Here is a 23,963-nt window from a genome sequence, read left to right as displayed (position 1 = left end):
ATGCGGGACGAAGCTGATTTTTCCGTCAAGGCAACTGAGAGAAACTGGCCCGTCCGAAGACAGGCCAGCAGCCTGAGAAGTCAGTTTAAGGACTTCCAGAAGACGATTTTGTCATCTCCTGTCGCCCAAAAATCCCTGATACGGGCTTCCTCGATGTAGCCATTCTTTCGGTAGAATTCGCGAGTCTGCTTGAACTCTTCCGTGCCTGACGTGTCAACTATTAGGATACGCTGCCCACGCTCTTTAAGCTCGGTCTCCAGATGCCTTGAGACTGCACTACCTAAACCGCCTCCTTGCTGCGTGGGCAAAACTGCAATGGCGAGCATATTCCATGCCCCTTCTGCAAGCTCTTCTGGAACTGCGTAGCAAAAACCAACTGGGTTTCCGTCCACTTCGCATGTTAGCCAAATTTCAGAGCTTTCTTCATCGGATAGAAAACTGTTCACCATGTCAGGCAGCATCTCACTTGGGAAAAGTTCGGTGCCGTTAAGTACTTCCTGTAAAGCGGCGACATCGTCGCGCATTGTTGGTCGTATTTTCATTGGTCCTTCGTCTTTCGTTGTATCGCCAAACGAGCAAAAACTATCGATATGGCGGACGCAGAACCCGTGCCATTGTCATTCACAGTTATGGTTGTTTCGACTGTTCACGAGCCATACGTCATTGGAAGCCTGAGAAATTATAAACAGGCTTTATTTGGCTTAGTCGTCCTTCCGTTCAGGACTCAGCGGTTTCCCGCAATCGCAAACATAAAATCTCCATCGCCCTGCGAGCATGCCGAGCGTGCAACTGGGGTATCACTGCGACGACTTACGTGCAAGGACAGGTGTATTGCCGCACCCCAATACCTAACCCCCCGCCCGATAGACCGTAAACAACTCTTTCGGTTCGGGCACACCGCGCAGCATGTAGCGCCCGACCGAGATCAGGTCTTGCCCACAAGGCTGTGCCGCCTGCGCAACATCGTCCGAGATCAGGATGCGCTGGCCCAATGAACGGTGCATCCCAGCAATCCGCGCGGTCTGGTTTACCGCTGGGCCGATGACAGTGAAGTCCAGACGGCTTTCGGACCCGATATTGCCATAGAGGATTTCCCCCGAATGCAGCGCCAGCGTGAAATTCGCCACGGGTAGACCTTCGGCTTTTCGCGCGGCGTTCAGATCTTCAATACGCGATTGCAGCATTGGAACGGCCTTCAGCGCGGCCCTTGCATCCTCATCAATATCCCCGACATCGAACATGGCCATCAGCCCGTCGCCCATGAATTTCAGGATATTCCCGTCATTGTCATGGACCACCCCAACCGCCACCGCCAGATAGTCGTTCAGCATGTCGATGATCTCGTTGCCGGGCAACTCTTCGGACAGGCTGGTAAATCCCTCAAGATCGAAGTTCCAGATCACCGCGTCGATCTGCTGCAACGACCCGCGTCGGATCTCGCCCGACAACACACGACGGCCTGCATCGCGCCCCAGATAGACGCGCATCAGGTCCTTGGATATCCGCGCGTTCGAGGCTGATTTCAACGCCAACCCCAGATGCGGCAAGGCCGTATTGATCAGGTCCAGATCGCTGTCCTGAAAACCGTCAGGCGCGTTGCTGGTCCAGGACAGCAAGACCCCATCTACCGCCTTTTTCGCATCGAGTGGCATGTTGTTGGTCGGCATGTCAAAGGGCACACTGGTGGCGTAATAGTCGGTCGCACCGACCTCGCGCAGGTCGTTGATCAGGGGATATCGGCTGGGTTCGTTCTGATCGACGATCCGTTCATGCACGAAATCGAGGTCTTCGTTGAGGATCGCGTATAAAGGGCTGTTCTGCCAATCCTCACTGACATCTTCCGAGTATTTGAATTTCTGATAATCGCCGCCCTGCCCCTGATACCAGCTATAGCCGGTGCCGCCATAGACCGGGTGCAGAGCCGATTGGGCAGCATGAAACCGCATCAAAGGCACGCCAAGTTCAACCAGCCGGGTACAATACCCGTCCAGCAATTCTTCTTTGTCCGCACCTTCAAGGCCGCGGGCAACAATCCAGTTGATCAAATCCGTTGATTTCGCCGCGTTCTTTTCCGGGGCTGTCATTCTTTGTTTCCTATGTCCGCTCTGAACGTCATCTGGGGTCAATGGATGACAATTACCAGAGTTCACCTCATCTCGGCCAGTTTCTGCAACATCTTGCGCAGCAGGGCGGCTTCATCCTCATCAAACATTGCGGCCAGTTTGGCATCATATTGCCGGGCTATGCCGCAGAGCTCTCGGTAGGCAGCCTTGCCCGTTGGGGTCAGTTTCAGATGCTCGACCCGGCGGTCGCTTTCGTTGGGCGTGCGTGTCAGGAATCGGCGGAGTTCAAGCTTGCTGACCGCCCGACTGATCTTGGTCTTGTGGATACGCGCTCTTTCCCCGATCTCTTTCGCGGTTATCTCACCATAATTTCCCAGATGAAACAGCACACGCCATTCCGTGCGCAACATCCCGTAGCGGTCCTTGTAGGCACGCTGAAATTCCAACGAGCTTTCCTCGGCTGCGCGGTTCAGCAGATAGGGCAGGAAATCCTGCAAATCAAACGCATCATTTTTTGCGGTGTCTGTCTTTGTCATGCTTGTTAGTTACAAAATCAACTATTATCCCACAAGCAGCAAAACAGGAGGAGTACGGGATGAACCGTCCGGCTGATCCGCATCAGATGACCCAGGCCAGCAGCTCTGTTGGCACACACGAAGGCTATATGCCTGGCTGGGCAAACGACTTTGAAACAGAAGCTTTGCCCGGCGCGCTGCCGCAAGGGATGAACAGCCCGCAACGCTGCAATTATGGCCTCTATGGCGAACAGCTGAGCGGTACGGCGTTCACCGCCAATCCGCCGGAACGGACGTGGTGCTATCGCATCCGCCCCTCAGTCAAGCATTCGCATCGATATGAGAAAATCGACCTGCCTTATTGGAAATCGGCCCCCTGCGTTGACCCGGATGTCGTCAGCTTGGGTCAATACCGCTGGGACGCGGTTGCCCATTCCGGTGACGGCCTGACCTGGCTGACTGGCATGCGCACCATGACCACGGCGGGGGATGTCAATACGCAGGTGGGCATGGCCAGCCATATCTATCTGGTGACGGACTCCATGGTGGATGACTATTTCTTCTCGGCCGATTCCGAGCTGTTGGTGGTCCCTCAGGAAGGCCGTTTACGCTTTGCCACCGAGCTTGGGATCATTGACGTTGAACCCAAGGAGATCGCCATCATCCCACGCGGTCTGGTCTACCGGGTCGAGGTTCTGGAAGGCCCTGCTCGCGGCTTCGTCTGCGAGAACTACGGGCAGAAATTCGAACTGCCGGGCCGAGGTCCGATCGGCGCAAACTGCATGGCCAACCCGCGCGACTTCAAGGCGCCCGTGGCGGCGTTCGAAGACCGCGAGGTCCCCTCGACTGTCACCGTCAAGTGGTGCGGCCAGTTTCATACCACCAAGATCGGGCAAAGCCCGCTGGATGTGGTCGCCTGGCATGGCAACTACGCGCCTTACAAATATGACCTGAGCACCTATTGCCCGGTCGGTGCGATCCTGTTCGACCACCCCGATCCGTCGATCTTTACTGTCTTAACAGCGCCTTCGGGCCAGCCCGGCACGGCCAATATCGACTTCGTCCTGTTCCGCGAACGCTGGATGGTGGCAGAAGACACGTTCCGCCCGCCCTGGTACCACAAAAACATCATGTCCGAGCTGATGGGCAATATCTACGGCCAGTATGACGCCAAGCCACAGGGATTTGTTCCCGGAGGGATGAGCCTGCACAATATGATGCTGCCCCACGGGCCGGACCGCGAGGCGTTTGACAAAGCGTCAAATTCCAACCTCGGCCCGGACAAATTGGACAACACCATGTCCTTCATGTTTGAAACCCGTTTTCCGCAGCACCTGACGGCATTCGCCGCCAATGAGGCCCCCTTGCAGGATGATTACATTGACTGCTGGACCTCGCTTGAGAAAAAGTTCGACGGAACACCCGGCAAAAAATAAACACCTCGCGGGTCCAAGATTTTTCGACGAAAAATCTCGACCTGCACAAAAGATCTGGAAAAAGAATGTCATTGATGAATTCCTGGGTGGCTTCGGCCAACGCCGCCAACCATCCGTTCCCACTGAACAACTTGCCTTACGGTGTGTTTTCCACCGAAGACGGTGAACCGCGCTGCGGAGTGGCGATCGGGGACATGATCCTCGACATCACCACGGCCGAGGCCGAAGGCCTGATCGTCCTGACGGATGAGCCCTTGTTTGACCTGCCCTTTTGGAACCCGCTGATGGAGCAAGGCCCGGCCGTCTGGGCTGCCCTGCGCGCGCGCCTGACCAGTCTTCTGGCCGACGGATCGGAAGAACAAGGGCAAGTCGAACCCCTACTCGTGGCTCGAAGCGATGCCGAGATGCATCTGCCTTTTGCGGTCAGCGAATACACCGATTTCTACGCAGGTCGCCACCACGCGCAGAATGTTGGCACCATGTTTCGTGGCCCTGACAATGCCTTGCCACCCAACTGGCTGCACATTCCCATTGGCTACAACGGCCGCGCCTCGTCCGTTGTTGTGTCCGGTACAGATATCCGTCGCCCGTGGGGCCAGTTGAAATCTCCCGATCACGACCGCCCGGCCTTCCTGCCCAGCCGCCGCTTTGACATTGAGCTTGAGATGGGCGCCATCGTGGGCACGCCATCGGAAGGCCCTATCTCGGTGCAGGAGGCGGACGACAACATCTTTGGTTATGTTCTGCTAAACGATTGGTCCGCCCGCGACATACAGGCCTGGGAATATCAGCCACTGGGTCCGTTCCAGGCCAAGGCCACAGCCACCTCGATCAGCCCCTGGATCGTGACCAAAGCGGCGCTGGAGCCGTTCCGCTGTGACACCCCAGCCCGCGATCATGAGCTGCTGGATCACCTCAAGGATTGCGGACCCATGCTCTATGACATCGACCTTTCCGTGACGATGGCCCCCGCTGGCAAGCCCGCCACCACGATCGCGCGTACGAATTACAACCAGATGTACTATTCTGCAGCCCAACAACTGGCCCATCACACGACCTCGGGCTGCCCGATGAACACCGGCGACCTACTGGGATCGGGCACGATATCTGGCCCCACAAAACCCGAGCGCGGCTCACTTCTGGAACTCAGCTGGGGCGGTAAGGAACCCCTGACCCTCGACACTGGCGAGACCCGTAGCTTTATCGAGGACGGCGACACTCTGACCCTAACCGGATCCGCCATAGGCGACGGCTACACAATCGGCTTCGGAGATTGCACCGGCACCCTTCTGTCCGCATTGGACGACCCCTATAAAAGGTGAACCCAGCCCTTCTTCTCGTCAAAAATACGGCCGCCGGAGGCGGTGCAACACCGCAATCCGCACACGGCTCGGAAAAAGGAACCCAACATGGCCAAGGCTTTCGCGTCCCAAGGGGACATGTCCGAAAAAAAGATCAGCTTCACGGAAATCGGCGAAGGGCTCTATGCCTTCACCGCCGAGGGCGATCCCAATTCCGGCGTCATCATCGGCGATGACAGCGTCATGATTATCGAGGCCCAGGCCACCCCCCGTCTGGCGCAGAAGGTCATCGACTGCGTCCGCTCGGTCACCGACAAACCGATCACCCATGTGGCGTTGACCCACTACCACGCCGTGCGCGTGCTTGGGGCCAGCGCCTTCGGAGCGCAGCAAATCCTGATGTCGGATATGGCCCGCGCTATGGTCGTGGAACGCGGACAAGAGGATTGGGACAGCGAATTCCAACGCTTTCCCCGCCTTTTTGAGGGGCATGAAAGCATCCCCGGCCTGACGTGGCCCACCACCACCTTCAGCGATACGATGACGGTCTATCTGGGCAACCGCCGGGTCGACCTGATGCATCTGGGCCGCGCCCATACGGCGGGTGATATCGTCATCCATGTGGCTGATCAGAATGTCATGTTCACAGGCGACATCGTCGAATACCACTCGGCCTGCTACTGCGGCGACGGGCACTTCGGCGACTGGGGCGATACGCTGGATGCGATCAAATGGTTCGACGTGGACGCCATCGCGCCGGGACGCGGAGACGCTCTGATCGGTAAGAACATGGTCAATGCCGCCATCGAAAACACCCGCGATTTCGTCGACAGCACCTACCTTCCTGCTGCAAAGGTCGCGGCGCGTGGAGGATCGCTTAAAGAAGCGTGGGACGCCGTACGTGCCGAGTGTGATCCGAAATTTGCCGATTACGCGATTTATGAACACTGCCTGCCCTTCAACGTCGCCCGCGCCTATGACGAAGCCCGCGGTATTGACACGCCGCGCATATGGACCGCCCAACGGGATCTGGAGATGTGGGAGGCCCTGCAAGCCTAGGGACATAGCGTCGCATTTGATCCAGATCGTTTTGCGGCCGGAGTTTCGATGGAACCATTCGGGAAGACCCTCTGGCCCAGTCCCGCCAGAGACACGGAGTTTCGCGCCAAGGCACCGGGGAGAGAGCCTATGAACAAGATCTTCGAAACACCCCTTTATGCGTATGATCGCAGCCCGGATCAGGACACTGCAACGCCTGTGCGCCACAAGGTGATCGTTGTGGGCGCCGGTCCCGTTGGCCTGAGCGCCGCCATCGATCTGGCGCAGCAAGGGGTCGAGGTCGTGGTGCTGGATGACAATGACAAGGTCAGTTTCGGCAGCCGCGCGATCTGCTTTTCACAACGTACATTGGATATTGCCGACCGGCTGGGCTGTGGCAAACCGATGGCAGAAACCGGGGTTCAATGGGAAGCAGGCAAGGTCTTTTTCGACGACCGCAAAGTTTATGAGTTCGACTTGCTGCCCGAAAAAGGCTTTGCCAACCCCGCCTTCGTGAACCTGCAACAATATCATCTTGAGAAAATTCTGGTCGACCGTGTCCGCGCTTTGCAGGCCGAAGGCGCACCGATCGAAATTCGCGGCCGCAACAAGGTCGAGGCGATCGGCACCCATGACGATCACGTCAAGCTTGAGGTCGAGACGCCAGAGGGCCCCTATAACGTCGAAGCCGACTGGCTGATTGCGTGCGATGGCGCGCATTCTCCCACCCGCCGGATGCTGGGGCTGGATTTCGAAGGCCGCGTGTTCGAGGACAACTTCCTGATCGCCGATGTGGTGATGGAGGCTGATTTCCCGACCGAGCGCTGGTTCTGGTTCGATCCACCTTTCAACCGGGGTCAATCCGCGCTGCTGCACAAACAGCCCGACAATGTCTGGCGCATCGATCTGCAACTGGGATGGGACATCGACAAAGAGCGCGAGAAACGCCCCGAAAACGTTATCCCGCGCCTCAAGGCAATGCTGGGCGAGGATGTGGCGTTCGAACTTGAATGGGTGTCGATCTACACGTTTCAATGCCGCCGGATGGAACGGTTCCGCTATGGCCGTGTGCTCTTTGCAGGGGACAGCGCCCATCAGGTCAGCCCGTTTGGCGCGCGCGGGGCGAATTCGGGAATTCAGGACATCGACAATCTGTGCTGGAAGTTGAAGCTGGTCATCGACGGTCGGGCACCCGAGCTGCTATTGGACAGCTATAGCCGCGAGCGCGTGCAGGCAGCGGATGAGAATATCCAGAACTCCACCCGCTCGACCGATTTCATCACGCCGAAATCCGAGATGTCGCGCCTGATGCGCGATGCAGTTCTAGACCTGAGCGAGCACTACGAATTCGCACGCCCGCTGGTCAATTCCGGGCGGCTGAGCACGCCGTGTACCTACGAGGGATCGTCGCTCAGTTCGGCTGATGCGCTTAGCGGGCCGGACCTGACCTGCCCCGGCGCGGCCTGCCCTGATGCGCCATTGGGCGACGAATTCTTGTTGTCAAAACTGGCGGGCAAATTCACTTTGCTGACCATCGACGCTGACGCTCCTGACCGGATCGAAGAAGACGGAGTCGAGGCCACACGACTCGCACTTTCGGTCAAGGATGACCTGACGCTTGAGCTGAAGCGCCGCTATCTGGGCGATGCGACCAGTGCCGTCTATCTGATCCGCCCAGACCAACATGTGGCGGCGCGGCGGGACAATTTCGAAGAAAACGCGTTCCGGCAGGCGATGCGCCGGGCCACAGGAAAGGAGTAAGCAGGATGGCTGATCTGATCCTCACCCCCAATTTCGACAGCGCAGACGACTTCTATGCGCAGTTGTTAGCCTCGCATGAAGGGCTGGGAAAGGACCAAAGCGACGCGTTGAATGCGCGGCTGATCTTGGTTCTGGCCAACCACATCGGTGATGCCGAGGTGTTGTCACAAGCTTTGAAAACGGCCACGCTGCCTGGGGATTGATCTAGTAGGGAGATCCGGATGAGTGTGATCCTATATGATTATTGGCGGTCTTCGGCCAGTTATCGGGTGCGTATCGCGCTGAACCTCGCCGGGATTTCGTATCAGGCAGTTTCGGTCGACCTGGTGGCGGGCGATCACAGGTCCGACGTGCATCTGGCCCGCAATCCGCAAGGCCTGGTGCCTGTTCTTGAGATAGACGGGCTGCGTCTGACCCAGTCGCTGGCGATCATCGAGTATCTGGACCAGACCCGCGGTATGGGATTATTGCCAGCCGAGCCAGCGGCCCGCGCGCAGGCGCTGGCATTGGCGCAATCCATCGCCGTGGACTTGCATCCGGTCTGCAACCTGTCGGTCGCGCGCCACGCAACGGCCTTAAGTGGCAGCGCCGAAGGCATGCCGGGCGATTGGATGCGCCATTTCATCCGTCCCGGCCTGCTGGCGTTCGAAGCATTGCTGAACGGCTTCGAACAAGCCCCCTATTGTACCGGCACTCAGCCCGGTTTGGCCGATCTGTGTCTAATCCCGCAGATGTACAATGCGCGACGCTGGCAGGTCGACCTGACCGAGTTGCCCCGTATCCTGGGTGTCGACACTGCTTGCGCAGACCTGCCTGCTTTTGCTCAAGCTCACCCGGATCGGCACGCGACTGACTGACTGCACAGGGTCTGTGTACCCACGCGGATAGGGAAACGCCCGGCGTTGGTCTATTTTAGTCGTCTCAGCAAGGATGGAGACCCCTATGCCCGAAATCACCGGCTATCACGCCCATGTCTATTTCGATGCTCATTCTCAAACAGTCGCGCAACAGCTTTGCGAAAAGGCGGGCCGCTTGTTCCCTGTTGAGGTCGGCCGAATGCACGCCAAGAACGTTGGCCCACATCCGCGCTGGAGCTGTCAGCTGGCATTTGCGCCCGACGCGTTTGATCAGGTTATTCCATGGCTGATGCTGAACCGAAAAGGGCTCACCATATTTACGCATCCCGAAACTGGCCAGCATCTTGAGGATCACCGGGATCGTGCCATCTGGATGGGCGAAATGCTGGCGTTGGACCTGACGATCTTTGATCGAACGGGCACTTAGCCCAGAGCCTTGGCCTGATCTCGCAGCTTGAACTTTTGTACCTTTCCCGTCGAAGTTTTGGGCAGCGGCCCGAACACAACCGTTTTGGGTGCCTTGAAATGGGCCATGTGATCGCGACAGAAGGCGATAATCTCGGCCGCGTTTGCCTGCGCGTCGGGTTTGAGTTCGACAAAGGCACAAGGTGTTTCACCCCATTTCTCGTCGGGGCGTGCAACCACGGCAGCCTCCATCACAGCGGGGTGTTTGTAGAGGATATCCTCGACCTCGACCGATGAGATATTCTCGCCTCCCGAAATGATGATGTCCTTGGACCGATCCTTGAGCGCGATATAGCCGTCGGGGTGCATCACCCCCAGGTCACCCGAGGCAAACCAACCGCCGTTGAACGCCTTGTCGGTGGCATCGGGGTTCTTGAGATAGCCCTTCATCACCACATTGCCCTGCATGAAGATCTCGCCCATGGTCTCCCCGTCGGAAGGGACCGGCTCCAGCGTTTCAGGGTCGGCCACCATCAGACCGGACAGTGCCGTGTAGCGCACCCCCTGCCGGACCTTCAGCGCAGCGCGCTCATCGGCCGGTTTTTCGTTCCACTCATCTTTCCAGGCGCAGACGACCGATGGACCGTAGGTTTCGGTCAGGCCGTAGACATGTGTAACCTCGATCCCCATCCCTTCCATATTCGCAATCACGGCGGCAGGGGGCGGGGCGCCTGCGGTCATCACCTTGATCTTCTGGTCGAAATCCTTGAGTGCCTCGGGTGCGTTGGCCAGCATGTTCAGCACGATGGGAGCGCCGCAGAAATGGGTGACTTTTTCGTCGCGGAAGGCGGCATAGATCGGTTCGGCCCGCACCGCGCGCAAACAGACCGAGACGCCTGCATTGGCCGCCATCGCCCAAGGGAAACACCAGCCGTTGCAGTGGAACATCGGCAACGTCCACAGATAGGTCGAATGCTTGGGTATGTCCCAATCCAGCAGGTCCGACTGTGCGTTCAGGGCCGCACCCCTGTGGTGATAGACAACCCCCTTGGGGTTGCCCGTGGTACCAGAGGTATAGTTCAGCGTGATCGCGTCCCATTCGTCACCCGGCAGAGACCACGCGTATTCGGGATCCCCCTCGGCCAGCAGAGCGTCATAGGTCAGCGCACCCAGCTTCTCGCCCCCCTCATAGCTGTCATCTTCGATATCAATGATCAGCAGATCGTGATCGACCTGCGTCAGCGCCTCTTTCACGACGCCCGAGAACTCGGGATCGACCAGCAGTACTTTGGATTCCGCGTGGTTCAGGATGAAGGCAATGATCGGGGCATCCAGCCTTGTGTTGATGGCGTTCAGAACGGCGCCGGTCATGGGGACACCGAAATGCGCCTCGTACATCTCTGGGATGTTAGCCGCGATGATTGATACGGTGTCGCCCTTGCCAATCCCCCGCGCAACCAAAGCACCGGCCATTCGGCGACAGCGCGCGTAGGTTTCCGCCCAGCTATAACGTCGCGCGCCGTAAACGACGGACGGGTAGTCTGGGTAGATCTGAGCCGTGCGGTCGATGAAGCTCAGCGGTGACAGGGGCGTGTAGTTCGCCCTGCCCTTGTCCAAATGACGCTCATAGATATTTGCCGCGGTCATCAGCGCATCCTCCCTCAGTATCTGTCGCGCGACTTGATCACAAAGACGCGCGCCTGACAAACCCGTATGAATACGACATAGACTGGCAATACGCGATAGTGCAATCTGGCCCTATCTACCGGTGGTCTTTCGCGGTGATCTGAGCCATCGAATAGTCAAGGGCCGGGGCTCCTGCTCCGCCGCTTACGCACCCACACTTTGCGAAAGGACATGTCATGGACGGCACGTTCAACGAAAACGATCTTTCCCGCGTGGTCGAGGCCGACCGCGCCCATATCTGGCACCACCTGATCCAGCATAAACCGTTTGAAACCAACGACCCGCGCATCATTGTCGAGGGCAAGGGAATGCGCGTTTGGGACCAGAACGGCAAGGAACATCTGGATGCCGTATCCGGCGGGGTCTGGACGGTCAACGTGGGCTATGGCCGCGAATCGATCTGCAAGGCGGTCTACGACCAGCTGATGAAGCTGTGCTATTTCGCCAACTCGGCCGGATCGATTCCGGGCTCGATCTTTGCGGAAAAGCTGATCAGCAAGATGCCGGGAATGAGCCGTGTCTACTATATGAACTCAGGTTCTGAGGCGAATGAGAAAGCCTTCAAAATGGTCCGTCAGATCGCCCACAAGAAATACGGCGGCAAGAAGACCAAGATCCTGTACCGCGACCGCGACTACCACGGCTCGACCCTGGCGGCGATGTCGGCGGGCGGTCAGGACGAGCGCAACGCGCAATACGGCCCCTTTGCCCCCGATTTCGTGCGCGTGCCCCATTGCATGGAATACCGCAAGCACGAGTTGGACGGCGCCCCCGAAGAGAATTTCGGCGAATGGGCAGCTGATCAGATCGAAGAGGTCATCTTGCGCGAAGGCCCCGACACAGTCGGTGCCTTGTGCTTGGAACCAGTCACCGCTGGTGGTGGTGTGATTGAGGCCCCCGAAGGCTATTGGCAGCGCGTGCAGGAGATCTGCGAAAAGTACGACATCTTGCTGCATATCGACGAGGTTGTCTGTGGCATTGGTCGTACCGGCACATGGTTTGGCTATCAGCAATTTGGCGTGAAGCCTGACTTTGTGACCATGGCCAAGGGTGTCGCCTCGGGCTATGCGGCGATTGCCTGCATGGTCACGACCGAGGAAATCTTTGATATGTTCAAGGACAACGCCGACGACCCGATGAACTATTTCCGCGATATCTCGACCTTTGGCGGCTGCACCGCTGGTCCGGCGGCAGCGATCGAAAACATGCGGATCATCGAGGATGAGAACCTGCTGCAAAACTGCACCGACATGGGCGCGCGTATGATGGGCAACCTGCAGGGGCTGATGGAAAAGCACAAGGTCATCGGCGACGTGCGCGGCAAGGGCCTGTTCCTTGGTGCTGAGCTGGTCTCGGACCGCGCAAGCCGCGAGCCGGTGAACGAAAAGATGGCACAAGCAGTTGTGGCCGACTGCATGGCGCAGGGGGTGATCATCGGCGTCACCAACCGTTCGGTGCCGGGTAAGAACAACACGCTATGTTTCTCGCCAGCGCTGATCGCGACAGCGGATGATATCGACCAGATCACCGATGCCGTCGATGGTGCGCTGGAGCGTGTGTTTGGCTGATACTTCCCAACTGGCTTTGCCTTTCGAAACACCAAAACCGGCGCGCCCTGCGCCGGTTTTTTTTGGATTGAATAGCAGGCCGCCCTGTATCGGTATTCGATCGGTTCGGCTATCGACAAGTAGGCACGACTACTTCAACATCCAAAGGATGCTACCAACTGAATTTTTGCCGCCTCAATCATTCTACCCGCCGAGTTGCATACAGTTTCTCGGTGATCCAAACAAAAATGTTGAAACCGTCGCGGACTTCTTTGAACTCATCAGTTCACGCCTCGGGCGCGGAACAAAGTGGTTCTTCCGAGGGAAAGCCAAGTTTATGAAACCCCCTCGTTGCCCGTATTTGCGCGAGACTATGTACAAACTTCTAAAAACAAATCGCCCATTAAGGAGGTGGACGACCTCGAACTAGTAGAGCCTTTAGGTCAGGACATAAATGGCCAGCCCGTATTACTTTCCTGCCTAACTCAGCAAGAACTGGACGAAATAACGCGATTTCAGAGCAGCGCACCGCATGACGAATACTTTGAAAAGCTTGTCGGAAATAATCCCGATCACCCCGGTTGGTTCGGTTATGCCCAACACTATGGCGCGGAAACGCGTCTAGTAGATGTTTCAACGGACCCGCTTGTAGCACTCTACTTTGCAACTGACCAATCGCGAAAGTGCGACGGGCGCGTCTGGATGTACCCCGCGCCACCAAACATTCACGGATCTCAGCCACCAAGAACACTGCATGATGCGTTCGAACCTGCGATTGCAGACAAACAAGGCCTCGCCTTTGCTCAAGCTGGTCAACTACAAACATATCAAAAGCGAACGACAAGCGATTTGTTAATCAATTCAACGTTTCTGTTTGACTTCGAGGCACCAAATAAACGGGTCGTCGCGCAAAAAGGAAAGTTTCTTTGGTCGGGTAGCCCTCTGCACCCTCTGACACAAGGCGGCATCGGTGTAAGTATTCCCGAAAGCAGCAAGAAAAGTATTCGCAACACACTTTCTGCCATCAGCATTGATGAGACTGGGTTAAAACTATCCTAGCTACAGGGACGAGACAGTATCCTAGATTGAACTCGCACGAACAAAAAAGCCGCCCCAAATGGGACGGCCTTTCATTCACTGTCTCTGTAGCAGAGGATCAGGCAGCCAGAGCGGCCTGAGCTTTTGCGACGATCGCGCCGAACGCTTCCGGTTCGTGCACGGCCAGGTCAGCCAGAACTTTGCGGTCCACTTCGATACCGGCCAGGTTCAGGCCGTTGATGAAGCGGGAATAGGTCAGAGCCTCGTCATGCGAACGGACAGCAGCATTGATACGCTGGATCCACAGCGCGCGGAAGTTGCGCTTGCGGTTCTTGCGGTCGCGGGTTGCATACTGGTTGGCCTTGTCGACGGCCTGACGGGCAACCTTGAAGGTGCTCTTGCGGCGGCCATAGTAACCTTTGGCGGCCTTGATGACCTTCTTGTGACGGGCGTGAGTTACGGTTCCACCTTTAACGCGGGACATATCTTAATCTCCTCTTAGCGGTCGTAGGGCATGTAGCCCTTGACGATCTTGGCGTCGGGGGCGGACAGGGTGGTGTTGCCGCGGGCGTCGCGGATGAACTTCTTGGTCCGCTTGATCATGCCGTGCCGTTTGCCGGCCTGGCCAGCAAGGACCTTACCGGTCGCGGTCACCTTAAAGCGCTTCTTGGCGCTCGACTTGGTCTTCATCTTAGGCATTTCCGTCTCCTATTCTCGGGTTCGGTTTCAGACGCGACTCGGCATGCCATCTCGGCCGGTCACGCAACAGATGCGCCGTTTACGCAAGTTCGATCATACTGGCAAGGGGGTTTGGACCAGAATCTGCTTATTTTGCGGCTGGTCAGGCACCGGGGCGACGCAGGCCGCCCCGGTGAAAGGATTTAGTGACCGAACTTGCGGATTTCGCCGCTTTTCAGCCGGGCCGCATAGCTCGCCAGCTCCTGACGTACAATCTTCATCAGGAAATACAGCGCGAAGACGTTCACAACCGCCATGGCAAAGATCGCCGCGTCCGAGAAGTCGATGACTGGTCCAAGATTGGCCGCCGCACCGATCACCACAAACACACAGAAGATGATCTTGAAGATCAGCTCTTTAGTGTGGCCTTCGCCGAACAGATAGGTCCAGGCCTTAAGGCCATAGTAGGACCAGCTGATCATGGTCGAGAAAGCAAACAGCACCACCGCAATGGCCAGAATGAACGGGAACCAGCCAAACGCACTGCCGAACGCCGCTGAGGTCAGGCTGACGCCGGTATTGCCATCGACCGTGGCAATCGCATTGCCCGCTTCGTTCAGCATGTAGTTGCCGGTTGCCGGATCGACGATCAGCTGCTGAGTGATAATGATCACAAGCGCAGTCATGGTACAGATCACGACTGTATCGATGAATGGCTCGAGCAGTGACACAAAGCCCTCTGTGATCGGTTCCTTGGTCCGCACAGCCGAGTGCGCAATCGCCGCAGAACCCACGCCTGCTTCGTTCGAGAACGCCGCACGCCGGAAGCCCTGGATCAGCGCGCCGACCATGCCGCCAGCCACGCCGAGACCGGTGAAGGCACCTGCGAAGATCTGACCAAAAGCCCAGCCGATCTGATCCGCGTGCATGATGATGATGACCAACGCGGCCAATACATACATGACACCCATGAAGGGCACGACCTTCTCGGTTACGCTGGCGATGGATTTCAGGCCGCCTACGATCACGGCAAAGACGATACCCGCAAAGACCAGACCTGTGATCCAACCCGGATAGTCTCCGACAATGCCCGCGATCTGCTGGTGCGCCTGATTGGCCTGGAACATATTGCCCCCACCCAGCGCGCCAAGAATACAGAAGATCGAGAACAGAACGGCCAGAATCTTACCGCCCGGCAAGCCCAGTTCACTGAACCCCTTGGACATGTAATACATCGGACCGCCCGAAACGGTACCGTCCTCGTATTCGTTGCGGTACTTCACACCCAGCGTACATTCGGTGAATTTCGAGGCCATTCCCAGCAGACCTGCGACGATCATCCAGAACGTAGCACCCGGCCCGCCGATACCGATGGCCACCGCCACGCCGGCGATGTTTCCAAGGCCGACTGTACCCGACAGCGCCGTTGCAAGCGCCTGAAAGTGGCTGACCTCGCCTGCATCATTGGGGTCGGAGTAGTCGCCTTTGACAAGGCTGATCGCGTGGCTGAAGAAGCGCAATTGCACGAAGGCAAAATAAACTGTGAACACCGTGGCGGCGATCACCAACCAACCTACGATCCACGGGAAACCGGTTCCCGGAAACGGTGCGAAGATGAAGCTGACGAAGGGGCCGGTGAAATCGGCGAACGCCTGATTGATCTTTTCGTCGAGACCCGGAGCCTCTTGCGCCAGGGCAGGACCAGCGGCAAAGGCTCCAGCGGCGAAAGCGCCAAATTGTTTGAGCATTCTCATTCTTGTCTCTCCCCTCAGTTCACGACCGTGACCGGCACATCGGCATGCATGACCAGATTTTGGGTCGAGCTGCCAAACAGGCGTTTCTTGAACCCATCGGCGGAGGCGCGTCCTACGATGATCTGTGTGCCGCCGTTTTCGACGGTGATCTTGTTGAGCGTTTCTGCAACGTCGCCGTGACGCACGATACCATGTGCCTCGAACCCGGCGGCTTTGAGCGCATCGACCGCAGGCGCGATGATACGCGTCGTGGCCAGTTCAACCTCTTCCTCGCGGCGCTTGTGACGCAGGGCGTTTTCTTCCGGTGTCTGAAATGTAAACGGGGACCATTCGATGACATAAACCACCAGCAATTCACACGTCCCGATCCGCTCAGCCAAATCTTTGGCAAATGCGATCGCGCGTTCTCCGGTTTCTGTCCCGTCCAGTCCGATGACAATCTTGGTTGTCATGGTGTTCCTCCAATTTTGTTGATTATACCGAGGCCCGTGCCCCCGGCCGGGCAGTCGGAGTCTGGAACTTTTTAAATTGACCGCCCACGCGAACCAGTATCCGAGAAAAACACCAAAAAATAGAGGGGAAACTGAAAGTTTCCCCTCCTATTTTTCTATATATATGTTTTTTATATTCTTTTTTTGCCCAAAATTAAGGCAAACCACCTATCACCCGGGATCCGTGTTATAGATCAAACGCTCATCACACGGTGCAATCCGCAGAATATTAGTCGTGCCCGGAACGTTGAATGGCACCCCTGCGGTGACCACGATCTGGTCGGTTTCAGCTGCGAACCCACCCGACCGAGCGGCGCGGGCCGCGTTCACAACCGCGCCTTTGAACCGCTCCAATTCTGGTGTCATGACGCAGTGGCAGCCCCAGCTAAGGCACAAGCGGCGGGCCGTGCCCTTCGCAGGGGTCATGGCGATGATTGGCACTCCAGGACGCTCGCGCGCTGTCAACAAGGCCGTGGTCCCGCTTTGAGTAAAACAGCAGATCGCTTTGATATCCGTCTTTTCCGCAATCTCGCGGGCCGCCGCCACGATACCGTCTGCAATTGTCGTGCCTTTCGCGGTCCGCGATGACGCTATGATCTGGGTATAGGTCGGGTCGGCCTCAACCTCGATGGCGACCTTGTTCATGGTCTGGACCGCTTCGACCGGGTAAGAGCCCGCCGCCGATTCCGCACTGAGCATGATGGCGTCAGTGCCCTCATATATCGCCGTCGCCACGTCCGAGACCTCGGCCCGCGTGGGCATCGGGCTTTCGATCATGCTTTCCAGCATCTGCGTGGCCACGATCACTGGTTTGGCCGCGCCCCGGCACTTGCGCACCAAACGTTTCTGGATCGGCGGCACGGCAGAAACCGGCAGTTCGACCCCCAGATCGCCGCGCGCGACCATGATCCCGTCAGACGCATCGAGGATGTCGTCAAACGCCTCAACCGCCGCTGGCTTTTCGATCTTCGACAGGATCGAAGCGCGCCCATCCGCCAGCCCGCGGGCTTCGAACACATCCTTGGCACGCTGCACAAAGCTCAGCGCCAACCAGTCGACACCCAATTGGCAGACAAATTCCAGATCGTCACGGTCCTTCGCCGAAAGGGCCGCCAGCGGCAGCACCACATCGGGCACGTTCACCCCTTTACGGTTCGAGATCGTGCCCCCGACCTCAACCGTGCAATTGGCGAAATCCTGACCGCAATCCTGTACGATCAGGCGGATTTTACCGTCATTGACCAGCAGACGCGCGCCCGGTTCCAGCGCCGCGAAAATCTCGGGGTGCGGCAGGCAAACGCGGTTGATATCCCCAGCCTCGGGGTCAAGGTCCAGCCGGAAGGCCGCGCCCTCTTCCAATTCCTCAGAGTCGTTGGCGAAGACGCCGACACGCAGTTTCGGTCCTTGCAAATCGGCCAGAATGGCGATCGGGCTGTCCAGATCCTTTTCAACCTGACGGATGATCCTGTGCCGCTCGCGGATTTCATCATGGCTACCGTGGCTCATGTTTAGGCGGAACACATCCGCCCCGGCCTCGTGCAGAGCTCGGATCATGTCATAGTCATTCGACGCCGGACCCAGCGTCGCCACGATTTTCACATTTCTCAGGCGTCGCATTGGTGGTGCTCTCCTCACGTTTTCTTTAGGTGTCGCGTAAATGTTACCGCAAACATCACTTCAAGCTGCTTATTGCGCAATTCCCTTTTCAAAGCAACTGCCCTACACCTGCGACAAACAAGATGACAGGCTTATGACGTATTCTCCGTTTTTTATCCACGGCGCTGATCGCCCGTCGCGCTGGCTAATCACATGTGACCATGCCACCAACACCGTCCCGCCCGACATCAACGGCGGCGACCTTGGCCTGCCGCGCGAAGATATGGAGCGCCACATCGCCTATGACGTGGGTGCCTATGAGGTTTCGAAACATCTTGGGGAAATCCTGAACGCGCCCGTGGTGGCTGCCAATTTCTCGCGCCTGGTGATCGACCCGAACCGGGGCGAGGATGACCCGACCCTGCTGATGAAGCTTTATGACGGGTCGATCATCCCAGGCAATCGTTACGCCGACGCGGCCGAGCGGGAGCGGCGGCTAAACATGTGTTACCGCCCGTATCACAACGCTTTGGCCGAGCTGGCCGCCTTGCCTCATGCGGTGATCATCTCAATGCACTCCTTCACCCGTCAGTTGCGAGGGCGCGAGCCGCGTCCGTGGCATGTTGGCGTGCTGCACACCCCGGACGTGCGTTTTTCGCGCCCGCTGGTCGACCGGCTTGAGGCCGAAGGAGACCTGTGCGTCGGCGTCAACGAGCCCTATACCGGTGTTCTGCCCGGCGATGCGATTGATAAACATTGCACCGCCTTTGGCCGCCCCAATGCCCTGATCGAGCTGCGCAATGATCTGATCGCCGATCACGCGGGACAAAGGGCTTGGGCGGAACGTTTGGCCGTTGTGTTACAGGACGCGCTGGATACTAGCGACCTTTGATCACACGTCATTGTGAGGATACCACCTGATCCCCATATATTCGTCGAAAGGGGATCGCCATGACCCAGGAATTCGCAACCTCTGTTTTTGGTTGGATGGCCGCGCTGAACATCGCGGTGCTGTTGTTTACAGCATTAATGGTCCTGTTGCTGCAGGAGCAGATTGCGGGCATTCACAGCAAGTTATTCCAGATGGAGCGGTCGGAAGTGAAACGAGCGTATTTCCGGTATCTGGCCAACTACAAGGTCCTTACATTGATCTTTTGCATCGTGCCTTGGCTGGCCTTGAAACTGGCCTGACATCCTGTTTGTTGAAACATCGCCTCTGGGCCGCTAGGTCAAGGACAACGATACTGTCATCCGGAGTCAGCACATGGACAAGCAAACCGAAATCGAACTTCAGGCCGCAGCCTTCCGCCGGTTGCAAAAGCACCTGATGGAAGACCGCACCGACGTGCAGAACATCGACATGATGAATCTGGCCGGGTTCTGCCGCAACTGCCTGTCGCGCTGGTATCAGGAAGCGGCTAATGAAAAAGGCATCGAGATGGGCAAGGACGAAGCCCGTCAAATTTTCTACGGCATGACCATGGATGAGTGGAAAGCCAATTATCAGACCGAAGCCAGCCCCGAAAAACAGGCCGCCTTCGAGGTCGCCTTTGACGAAAACGTCACCAAAAAAGGTTGAACGCTGAAATCAAAAAGGCCCGCCGGTTTGGCGGGCCTTTTGCTTAGATCGCCGCCTTGCGGCTTTCATCCAGATAAATCTCACGCAGACGCTTGGCAATCGGCCCTGGCGTGCCATCGCCCAGAGAAACCCCATCAATCTCAACCACAGGCATCACAAAGGCACTGGCCGAGGTGGTGAAGGCTTCATCCGCCGCTTTCGCCTCATCGATCGTAAACAAGCGTTCTTCGACTTCCATCTGCGCCTCGGCAGCCATACGCAACACAGCCTTGCGGGTGATGCCGTGCAGGATGTCATTGGACAGCGGGCGGGTGACGATCTTGCCGCTCTTGACGAAATAGGCGTTGTTGCTTGTGCCTTCGGTGACATAGCCATCCTCAACCATCCAAGCGTCATCGCATCCGGCTGCTTTGGCCATCATCTTGCCCATCGACGGGTAAAGCAGTTGCACAGTCTTGATGTCACGGCGGCCCCAACGAATGTCGTCGATCGAGATGATCTTGGCCCCCTTCTGCGCAGCCGGGCTGTCGGCCAGGCCAGGCTTATTCTGCGTAAACAAAACCAGCGTCGGCTTGGTGTCAGCCGCAGGGAATACAAAATCCCGGTCCCCGTCGCTGCCACGCGAGACCTGCAGATAGATCAGACCTTCTTCGATTCCGTTCAGCTCAACCAGTTTGCGGTGAATTGCCAGAAGTTCATCCTTGCTGCAGGGCTCGGCCATCTGCAGCTCGTCCAGCGAGCGTTTCAGACGCACCGCGTGGCCTTCAAAGTCGATCAGCTTGCCGTCCAGCACGCTGGTCACCTCATAAACGGCGTCGGCCATTAGGAAACCACGGTCAAAGATCGAGACCTTGGCCTCGATTTCGGGCAGGTACTCTCCGTTCACGTAAACGGTGCGGGTCATGTCACTCTCCTCAGCCCCAGAGGTCCACGCTAGGCGGATGCACTCCGGCGTCATCAAAAATCAGCGGGTTGGTGCGGTCTTCGGCTAGAAGAAGCGGGCCGTCAAGGTCCGTTACTATCGCACCCTGCGCCAACAAGGTCGCAGGGGCCATTGCAAGCGAGCTCCCGACCATGCAACCGACCATGACCTTGTAGCCCTCGGCCAGCGCTTGTTCGCGCAATGCCAACGCCTCGGTCAGGCCTCCGGTTTTGTCGAGCTTGATGTTGACCACGTCGTATTTGCCCTTGAGGCCGGGCAAGCTGGAGCGATCATGACAGGACTCGTCGGCACAAACGGGCACCGGGCGCTCCATCCCGATCAGCGCGTCATCTTCACCGGCAGGCAGAGGCTGCTCAACCAGCGCCACACCCAATCGCACCAGATGCGGGGCAAGGTCGGCATAAACGGCGGCCGACCAACCCTCATTCGCATCGACGATGATCTGCGCGTTCGGCGCGCCCGCGCGCACAGCTTCAAGCCGGGGCATGTCGTCCGGCGTGCCCAGCTTGATCTTAAGAAGCGGGCGATGCGCATTGGCGGCAGCTTGCGCCTGCATCGCCTCTGGCGTGTCCAGCGACAAGGTATAGGCGGTGATCTCGGGGTCCGGAACTGGCAAACCGGCCAAGTCCCACGCCCGTTTGCCGGCACGCTTGCATTCCAGATCCCACAGCGCACAGTCTACGGCATTTCGCGCCGCCCCAGCGGGCAGCAGGTCCATAAGCGATTGCCGGGTGATGTCTGCAGGCAGACCCGCGATCTCGGCTTCAACCGACTCCAGCGTTTCATCATAGCGCGCGTAGGGCACGCATTCTCCCCAGCCCTGATGCACCCCGTCCGAGATCCGAACGGTCAGCACCTTGGCCTCGGTCCGCGACCCGCGCGAGATGGTGAACACCTGCGCCAACCGAAACACATCCCGCGAAATGTCTATCCGCATCACACACCTTTCCCCAGCAGAGCGACCAAAATTTTTCGACGAAAAATCTTTGCCAGACCGTGTTACAGCGCCGCCAGTGCGTCAACCAGCTTACCCGCGCCAAAGCGGTACGGGTCAGTGGCGGGCAACCCTAACTCGGCCTCAACCTCGGCGATATAGGCGCGCGCGTCGTCTTCGCTCAGGTTCTGGGTGTTAATCGACACACCGACAACCTGACAGGCCGGGTTGGCAATCCGCGCCAGCGGTAGTGCCGCGTCACGCAGATCCGGCAGCGACGGCAGGGAATACTCGGGCAAGCCACGCATATGCGTCCGCGTAGGCTCGTGGCACAGGATCAGCGCATCGGGCTGACCGCCGTGGATCAGCGCCATAGTCACACCGGAATAGGACACATGATACAGTGACCCCTGCCCTTCGATGTGATCCCAGTGATCGGCGTCATTCTCGGGCGTCAGGTATTCGACCGCACCGGCCATGAAATCGGCCACGACCGCGTCCAGCGGAACCCCCTGACCAGTGATCAGAATCCCCGTCTGCCCCGTGGCGCGGAAAGTGGATTTCATGCCCCGCTTGCGCATCTCGGCATCCATCGACATGGCTGTATACATCTTACCCGCCGAACAATCGGTCCCGACGGCCAGACACCGCTTGCCGCTGCGCTTTTTACCATTGGCAATCGGATAGCCAACAGTCGGCACACGTACGTCGTGCAACGTGCAGCCATGGGTTTGCGCCGCGGCCACCAGATCGCCCTCATCGCGCAACAGGTTATGTAGGCCCGAAGCCAGATCAAACCCCATCTCAAGCGCCTCGATCAACACTTTCTTCCACGCTGCACTGATCACACCGCCCCGGTTGGCAACGCCAATGACTAGCGTTTTCGCGCCGGCGGCTTTGGCCTCGGCCAGAGTCAGGTCGGTCATACCCAGATCGGCCTTGCAACCCTCCATCCGGTACTGGCCCACGGCGTTCTCGGGACGCCAGTCCCGGATGCCGATGGCGACTTTTGCGGCCAACTGGTCGGGCGCATCGCCCAAAAACAACAGATACGGTGTCTCGATCATTGCGGTGCACTCCTTTGATTCCGACGCAGGCTAGTGGAGCCGGCAGGCGAGAGTTTCGCGAATCCTTCTGTCAACGTCAGTTGGGTTGGGAGAATTTTGCGCATTTTGCCGAAAATGCGCAAAAACTTTTCAAGTTTCCAAAGTGATTAAACTTTAACCGCCTTCGACGCAGCGTATTTTGGGGAATGCTGCGAATGCATTGCCGCGCCTGCACAAAGACGCTTGCGCAGCGTTGCGCAATTTAATACCAGATAAGCCAACAAAATCGCAATTTCCTTTCCCGCACGAGGTCCAGATGAGCTTTCGCCTTCAACCCGCCGCCCCTGCCCGCCCGAACCGTTGTCAGCTGTTTGGTCCCGGTTCGAACACCAAGCTGTTCCCGAAAATGGCCGCCTCGGCCGCCGACGTGATCAACTTGGACCTTGAGGATTCCGTTGCACCCACGGACAAGGATGTGGCCCGAGCCAATGTGATCGAGGCGCTGAACACAATCGACTGGGGCGGCAAATACATGTCCGTCCGCATCAACAGCCTCGACACGCCCTACTGGTATCGCGACGTGGTTGATCTGCTGGAACAGGTCGGCGACCGTCTGGACCAAATCATGATACCCAAGGTGGGTTGTGCGGAGGACGTCTATGCCGTTGACACGCTGGTCACGGCGATCGAGCGCGCCAAGGGCCGCACCAAGCCCATCAGCTTTGAGGTCATCATCGAATCCGCCGCTGGTATCGCCCATGTCGAAGCCATCGCGGCCTCATCCCCGCGCCTGCAGGCCATGAGCCTTGGGGCAGCAGACTTTGCGGCCTCGATGGGGATGCAAACCACCGGTATCGGCGGCACGCAGGAAAACTATTACATGCTGCGCGAGGGCGAAATGCACTGGTCCGATCCGTGGCATTGGGCACAGGCGGCCATCGTCGCCGCCTGCCGCACCCATGGCGTGCTGCCGGTCGACGGCCCGTTCGGCGATTTCTCGGATGATGAGGGCTATATCGCACAGGCCAAACGCTCGGCCACGCTGGGCATGGTGGGCAAATGGGCGATCCACCCCAAGCAGATCTCGCTGGCCAATCAGGTCTTCACCCCTTCGGACGAGGCGGTTACAGAGGCGCGCGAGATCCTGGCGGCAATGGAACAGGCCAAGGCCAATGGCGAAGGCGCAACCGTTTACAAAGGACGTCTGGTCGATATCGCCTCGATCAAGCAGGCCGAGGTAATCGTGGCACAGGCTGAGCTGATCGCTGCAAATGGCTGACGAAAAAGGCGCCCCG

General features: G+C 58.0%; 25 protein-coding genes. 13 read left to right on the top strand and 12 right to left on the bottom strand.

The features are described from left to right. Window positions 1-80: 80 nt before the first annotated feature. From ACR0DB_RS18735 to ACR0DB_RS18725, 3 genes are all read right to left on the bottom strand, one after another. On the bottom strand, window positions 81-542 hold the full coding sequence (locus ACR0DB_RS18735) for a GNAT family N-acetyltransferase (RefSeq protein WP_480552476.1): 462 nt from the start codon (window positions 540-542) through the stop codon (window positions 81-83). A gap of 306 nt (window positions 543-848) precedes the next feature. Further along, window positions 849-2,084: an adenylate/guanylate cyclase domain-containing protein gene (locus ACR0DB_RS18730; protein WP_480552475.1), complete on the bottom strand. Its 1,236-nt coding sequence runs from the start codon at window positions 2,082-2,084 to the stop codon at window positions 849-851. 62 nt (window positions 2,085-2,146) lie between these two features. Further along, window positions 2,147-2,599: a MarR family winged helix-turn-helix transcriptional regulator gene (locus ACR0DB_RS18725; protein ID WP_170791422.1), complete on the bottom strand. Its 453-nt coding sequence runs from the start codon at window positions 2,597-2,599 to the stop codon at window positions 2,147-2,149. 59 nt (window positions 2,600-2,658) lie between these two features. Here ACR0DB_RS18725 and hmgA point away from each other — a divergent pair, with 59 nt between their 5' ends. The 7 genes from hmgA to ACR0DB_RS18690 all read left to right on the top strand — a co-directional run bounded on the left by hmgA (window position 2,659) and on the right by ACR0DB_RS18690 (window position 9,398). Beyond that, the gene (gene hmgA / locus ACR0DB_RS18720) at window positions 2,659-4,014 is read left to right on the top strand and encodes a homogentisate 1,2-dioxygenase (RefSeq protein WP_480552474.1); all 1,356 of its coding nucleotides are present in this window, start codon (window positions 2,659-2,661) and stop codon (window positions 4,012-4,014) included. A 65-nt stretch (window positions 4,015-4,079) separates the two neighbouring features. After that, window positions 4,080-5,336 (top strand): fumarylacetoacetase, encoded by a 1,257-nt coding sequence (gene fahA, locus ACR0DB_RS18715; RefSeq protein WP_480552473.1) that lies wholly within the window; start codon window positions 4,080-4,082, stop codon window positions 5,334-5,336. 87 nt (window positions 5,337-5,423) lie between these two features. Beyond that, entirely contained in the window at window positions 5,424-6,374 is a 951-nt protein-coding gene (locus ACR0DB_RS18710; protein WP_480552472.1) for an MBL fold metallo-hydrolase, read from the top strand. 129 nt (window positions 6,375-6,503) lie between these two features. Then, the gene (locus tag ACR0DB_RS18705; protein WP_480552471.1) at window positions 6,504-8,114 is read left to right on the top strand and encodes an FAD-dependent oxidoreductase; all 1,611 of its coding nucleotides are present in this window, start codon (window positions 6,504-6,506) and stop codon (window positions 8,112-8,114) included. A gap of 5 nt (window positions 8,115-8,119) precedes the next feature. Next, the gene (locus ACR0DB_RS18700; protein ID WP_480552470.1) at window positions 8,120-8,317 is read left to right on the top strand and encodes a DUF2783 domain-containing protein; all 198 of its coding nucleotides are present in this window, start codon (window positions 8,120-8,122) and stop codon (window positions 8,315-8,317) included. 18 nt (window positions 8,318-8,335) lie between these two features. Continuing rightward, the gene (gene maiA / locus ACR0DB_RS18695; protein WP_480552469.1) at window positions 8,336-8,971 is read left to right on the top strand and encodes a maleylacetoacetate isomerase; all 636 of its coding nucleotides are present in this window, start codon (window positions 8,336-8,338) and stop codon (window positions 8,969-8,971) included. A gap of 85 nt (window positions 8,972-9,056) precedes the next feature. Further along, on the top strand, window positions 9,057-9,398 hold the full coding sequence (locus ACR0DB_RS18690; RefSeq protein ID WP_480552468.1) for a DOPA 4,5-dioxygenase family protein: 342 nt from the start codon (window positions 9,057-9,059) through the stop codon (window positions 9,396-9,398). Here ACR0DB_RS18690 and ACR0DB_RS18685 read toward each other — a convergent pair. Next, window positions 9,395-11,023 carry an acyl-CoA synthetase gene (locus ACR0DB_RS18685; RefSeq protein ID WP_480552467.1) on the bottom strand — a complete coding sequence of 543 codons (1,629 nt, stop codon included), beginning with the start codon at window positions 11,021-11,023 and terminating at the stop codon, window positions 9,395-9,397. The genes ACR0DB_RS18690 and ACR0DB_RS18685 overlap by 4 nt on opposite strands. 215 nt (window positions 11,024-11,238) lie before the next feature. On the opposite strand from ACR0DB_RS18685, the gene ACR0DB_RS18680 reads away from it, so the two are divergent. Together ACR0DB_RS18680 and ACR0DB_RS18675 are read left to right on the top strand one after the other, a co-directional pair. Beyond that, window positions 11,239-12,630: an aminotransferase family protein gene (locus ACR0DB_RS18680; protein WP_480552466.1), complete on the top strand. Its 1,392-nt coding sequence runs from the start codon at window positions 11,239-11,241 to the stop codon at window positions 12,628-12,630. Window positions 12,631-12,960: 330 nt separating this feature from the next. Further along, window positions 12,961-13,668 carry an FRG domain-containing protein gene (locus ACR0DB_RS18675; protein ID WP_480552465.1) on the top strand — a complete coding sequence of 236 codons (708 nt, stop codon included), beginning with the start codon at window positions 12,961-12,963 and terminating at the stop codon, window positions 13,666-13,668. A 97-nt stretch (window positions 13,669-13,765) separates the two neighbouring features. Here the strand turns inward: ACR0DB_RS18675 and rplT are convergent, their stop codons facing one another. The 5 genes from rplT to pyk all read right to left on the bottom strand — a co-directional run bounded on the left by rplT (window position 13,766) and on the right by pyk (window position 18,187). After that, the gene (gene rplT, locus ACR0DB_RS18670) at window positions 13,766-14,131 is read right to left on the bottom strand and encodes a 50S ribosomal protein L20 (protein ID WP_008756009.1); all 366 of its coding nucleotides are present in this window, start codon (window positions 14,129-14,131) and stop codon (window positions 13,766-13,768) included. 14 nt (window positions 14,132-14,145) lie between these two features. Further along, window positions 14,146-14,346 carry a 50S ribosomal protein L35 gene (gene rpmI / locus ACR0DB_RS18665; protein ID WP_010443552.1) on the bottom strand — a complete coding sequence of 67 codons (201 nt, stop codon included), beginning with the start codon at window positions 14,344-14,346 and terminating at the stop codon, window positions 14,146-14,148. 182 nt (window positions 14,347-14,528) lie between these two features. Then, window positions 14,529-16,079 carry an alanine/glycine:cation symporter family protein gene (locus ACR0DB_RS18660; protein ID WP_480552464.1) on the bottom strand — a complete coding sequence of 517 codons (1,551 nt, stop codon included), beginning with the start codon at window positions 16,077-16,079 and terminating at the stop codon, window positions 14,529-14,531. A 14-nt stretch (window positions 16,080-16,093) separates the two neighbouring features. Further along, the gene (locus tag ACR0DB_RS18655) at window positions 16,094-16,531 is read right to left on the bottom strand and encodes a universal stress protein (protein WP_170775177.1); all 438 of its coding nucleotides are present in this window, start codon (window positions 16,529-16,531) and stop codon (window positions 16,094-16,096) included. 210 nt (window positions 16,532-16,741) lie between these two features. Further along, entirely contained in the window at window positions 16,742-18,187 is a 1,446-nt protein-coding gene (gene pyk / locus ACR0DB_RS18650) for a pyruvate kinase (RefSeq protein ID WP_170787126.1), read from the bottom strand. Between the two features lie 133 nt (window positions 18,188-18,320). Here pyk and ACR0DB_RS18645 point away from each other — a divergent pair, with 133 nt between their 5' ends. From ACR0DB_RS18645 to ACR0DB_RS18635, 3 genes are all read left to right on the top strand, one after another. Further along, complete coding sequence (locus ACR0DB_RS18645; RefSeq protein ID WP_480552463.1) at window positions 18,321-19,058, top strand: N-formylglutamate amidohydrolase; 738 nt, start codon at window positions 18,321-18,323, stop codon at window positions 19,056-19,058. A 59-nt stretch (window positions 19,059-19,117) separates the two neighbouring features. Continuing rightward, entirely contained in the window at window positions 19,118-19,357 is a 240-nt protein-coding gene (locus ACR0DB_RS18640) for a DUF6868 family protein (RefSeq protein ID WP_170787122.1), read from the top strand. Between the two features lie 73 nt (window positions 19,358-19,430). Then, window positions 19,431-19,745, top strand: a complete 315-nt coding sequence (locus ACR0DB_RS18635; RefSeq protein WP_170754950.1) for a DUF1244 domain-containing protein — start codon at window positions 19,431-19,433, stop codon at window positions 19,743-19,745. A 43-nt stretch (window positions 19,746-19,788) separates the two neighbouring features. Here the strand turns inward: ACR0DB_RS18635 and ACR0DB_RS18630 are convergent, their stop codons facing one another. The 3 genes from ACR0DB_RS18630 to dgcN form a co-directional block, all read right to left on the bottom strand. Further along, the gene (locus ACR0DB_RS18630) at window positions 19,789-20,649 is read right to left on the bottom strand and encodes a D-amino-acid transaminase (protein WP_480552462.1); all 861 of its coding nucleotides are present in this window, start codon (window positions 20,647-20,649) and stop codon (window positions 19,789-19,791) included. A 10-nt stretch (window positions 20,650-20,659) separates the two neighbouring features. Further along, window positions 20,660-21,625 (bottom strand): N-acetyl-D-Glu racemase DgcA, encoded by a 966-nt coding sequence (gene dgcA, locus ACR0DB_RS18625; protein ID WP_480552461.1) that lies wholly within the window; start codon window positions 21,623-21,625, stop codon window positions 20,660-20,662. A gap of 62 nt (window positions 21,626-21,687) precedes the next feature. After that, window positions 21,688-22,689, bottom strand: coding sequence for an N-acetyltransferase DgcN (gene dgcN, locus ACR0DB_RS18620; RefSeq protein ID WP_170787116.1), 1,002 nt, complete (start codon window positions 22,687-22,689; stop codon window positions 21,688-21,690). 295 nt (window positions 22,690-22,984) lie between these two features. Between dgcN and ACR0DB_RS18615 the strand changes: the two genes are divergently transcribed. Continuing rightward, entirely contained in the window at window positions 22,985-23,947 is a 963-nt protein-coding gene (locus ACR0DB_RS18615) for an L-malyl-CoA/beta-methylmalyl-CoA lyase (protein WP_480552460.1), read from the top strand. The last annotated feature ends 16 nt before the right edge of the window (window positions 23,948-23,963 follow it).

This window comes from Ruegeria sp. AB6 (genome assembly GCF_056542685.1).
This window is presented reverse-complemented; position numbering and strand designations above follow the sequence as displayed.